Origin of the sequence: Flavobacterium sp. SM15 (assembly GCF_022012335.1) — a bacterium.
In the GTDB taxonomy this organism is placed as follows: Bacteria; Bacteroidota; Bacteroidia; order Flavobacteriales; family Flavobacteriaceae; genus Flavobacterium.
This window is the reverse complement of the sequence record NZ_JAKLTO010000017.1, coordinates 1-3,459: the sequence shown is the minus strand read 5'-3', so window position 1 is coordinate 3,459 and position 3,459 is coordinate 1. Positions and strand designations below refer to the sequence as shown.

At 44.1% G+C, this 3,459-nt stretch carries 1 protein-coding gene; it reads left to right on the top strand.

What is annotated here, in order from left to right:
- Positions 1-3,412 (top strand): PKD-like domain-containing protein (locus LZZ90_RS13900; protein ID WP_237791308.1); only part of this gene is annotated, 3,412 nt, incomplete at its 5' end.
- Between the last annotated feature and the right edge of the window lie 47 nt (positions 3,413-3,459).

The window sequence follows — 3,459 nt, the reverse complement described above, 5'->3', positions numbered from 1 at the left end:
TAGTCCTGTTTCGGGAACTACTTTTGCTTGGACTGTAGCTCAAAGTGGAGTAAGCGGAGCAGTTAACGGAAGCGGAACTGCTATTGCTCAAAGCTTAACAACAACCGGTGCTGCAATTGGAACGGCTACCTATACAGTAACTCCAACAGCTAACGGATGTAGTGGTACACCATTTACTGTTGTGGTAACGGTTAATCCAATTCCGACAGGTTCGGCAACACCACCATCGGATACTATTTGTTCAGCAAGCGCACCAAACATTGTATTAAGTGGTCCTGTTTCAGGAACTACTTTTGATTGGACTGTGGCTGCAACAGGGGTAAGCGGAGCTTTCAACGGAAGTGGCGCTACTATTGACCAGGTTTTAACCGCAACGGGTACTACAAACGGAACTGTAACCTATACGGTAACTCCAAGAGCCAACGGCTGTAACGGTACACCATTTACTGTGGTTGTGACCGTTAAGCCAACTCCAACCGGTTCGGCAACACCACCTTCAGATACTATTTGTTCAGGTACAACACCATCTATTTTATTAAACGGTCCTGTTGCAGGAACCACTTTTGATTGGACGGTTACTTCAAGCGGTGTAAGCGGAGCTTCTAATGGAAGCGGGGCAACCATTGCTCAGACTTTAACAACAACTGGTTCGGCAACCGGAACAGTAACTTATACGATAACCCCGAAAGCCAACGGCTGTAATGGTGCTCCATTTGATGTAATTGTAACGGTTAATTCTATTCCGGATGTAGTTGCAACTCCAAATGCGCAAACGATTTGTTCCGGATTAACAACAGGTATTGGATTATCTGGTGCAGTTACAGGAACTACATTTGATTGGACAGTGGTTCAAAGTGGAGTGAGTGGCGCTTCCAACGGAAGTGGGGTTTCTATTGCTCAAGCACTAACAACCACTGGAACAGCTAACGGAACGGCAACTTATACGATTACTCCAAAAGCCAACGGATGTACAGGAACCCCAATTCAGGTGGTTATTACGGTATTGTCTTCGCCAAGTGCCACTATTTCGGTTACAGGAACGAATCCAATTTGCGCAGGCTCAACCTCGCAAATCACAATCACCGGAAATGGTAATACAACAGTTGAGTATACTGTTAATGGTACACCGGCTTCAATAGCTATACCGGCAATTGGAAGTGTTTCCTTTACCACGGCGGCACTTACGGCTCAAACAACCTATCAATTAGTGAGTATTTCAGCAGGCCCTGGATGTACTTATCCGATTAGTACTGCTGCGGCGGTGGTTAACATTGCGCCACAGCCAACGGCTAGTATTTCGATTCCACAGACCATCTGTAATGGTTCTTCAACAATTGTTACTTTTACAGGGACAGCTGGAGCTACGGTTTCTTATACAGTGAATGGAACTTCACAAGCTGTACTAATTGAACCGGATGGAAACACCGATGTAGCTACAGGTATTCTAACGGTAGATACTACTTATCAATTAGTAAATGTAACTGCTGGAGTTGCTCCGAACTGTGTTGAGCCGCTTACCGGATCAACTTTAATTACGGTAGTGCCGGTTCCTACAGTTACTGCTTTACCGACTTCACAATCGTTGTGTTCGGGTCAGTCTACCGGAATTCAATTACAGGGATTGCCCAATACGACCTTCAGTTGGACTGTTGCCACTACTGGTGGTGTAACAGGTGCTTCTAATGGAACAGGAAATATCATATCTCAAGTTCTTACAGCAGGAACTGTAGTAGGAACGGTTACTTATACCATTACCCCAAAAATTGGATCATGTAGTGGTGCTCCGGTAACTGTGGTGGTTACTGTTAACCCGACTCCGGTACTGACAATTACCAACTCGGCGGCATCGATTTGTACAGGAAGCAGTACGAATATTACCTTCACGAGTAACATTCCGGGAACTACTTATAGCTGGAATGCGGTTCAGGTAGGAGCTACAGGTTCAAGTTCGGGAACAGGTTCAAGTATTCAGCAGGTATTAACCGCTACTGGAATTAATTCTGGAGAAGTAGCTTATAATGTGACTCCATTGTTTAATGGTTGTCCGGGAGCTTCTAAAACGGTTATTGTAAAAGTGAACCCGATTCCGGTAGTAACGGCTACACCGACTTCTCAAACGATTTGTTCAGGAACAGCCACCGGTATCGCTTTAACCAGCAATGTGCCTAATACCACTTTTACCTGGGTAGTGACTCAGAGTCAAATTATCGGAACCTCTGCAGGTTCAGGAAATACAATTGCTCAAACCTTAACGACCATTGGAACGGTACAAGGAACGGCGAATTATATCATCACTCCGCATGCTAACGGCTGTGACGGAGCTCCAATCACCGTTACGGTAAACGTAAACCCTGTACCGGAAGTATTTACTTCAACAGGAATAACCACAATTTGTAGTGGAAGTGAGACAAATATTAGTTTAAGTGCACTTATACCAGCTACTACATTTAACTGGACGGTAACTCAAAATGGAGTTAGTGGAGCAAGTAATGGGACAGGAGACCTTATTAAACAAGAGTTAGAAACAACAGGGAATCAGCCAGGACAGGCTATTTATGTGATTACACCTTCTGCGGCGGGTTGTAACGGTACTTCAATTACTGTGATTATTACGGTGAACCCATTACCGAAACCGCAATTGAAATCGGGTTACATTTGTGTGAATCCGAATACAGGGGATGTAATCAGTACGTATACTTTAGATGCTCAGATCGATAACAGCAGTAACGCATATACGTTCTATTGGTACCATGATGGAAACTTAGTTGAAACATCGGGCAACAGTACTTATTTGGTTCAATATGAAGACAATACAGTTAACCACGGAGTGGGAAGCTATACTGTTATTGTGAAAAACAATGCAACAGGTTGTGAGACTGATCCTTTAGATGCACCAGTTGTCGATGTAGTGGTTTCTTTAGGAGCAGTGAGCTGGTCGTATATTGTGAGTGATTATTTTGAGGATGATCAGGCTATTACGGTAACGGTGAATGGATCAGGTTCATATTTGTACAGCCTGGACGGTGGTCCGTTCCAGACAAGCAATGTCTTCCCTCATGTATTACCGGGTGAGCATTATGTAACAATCAACGATGAGAACGGATGTACGGATGAGACTATTGAGCATATTCTTACCATTGGCTATCCGCACTTCTTCACACCAAACGGCGACAGTTATAACGATTATTGGAACATTACCTCTCTTAAAGGGACATTGAATAACGGAGATGCGGAGATTCAGATTTTTGACCGTTACGGAAAACTAATGATGGTAACCACTCCAGACGGAGCAGGATGGGACGGAACCCTAAACGGACAACCGTTACCGGCAACCGACTACTGGTTCACAGTTAAGTACGACGAGAACGGAGTAGAGAAATTGTTCAAAGCACACTTCTCTTTGAAACGATAAGAATCAAATTGATATAAAAAAGGCCACTCGAAAGAGTGGCCTTTTTT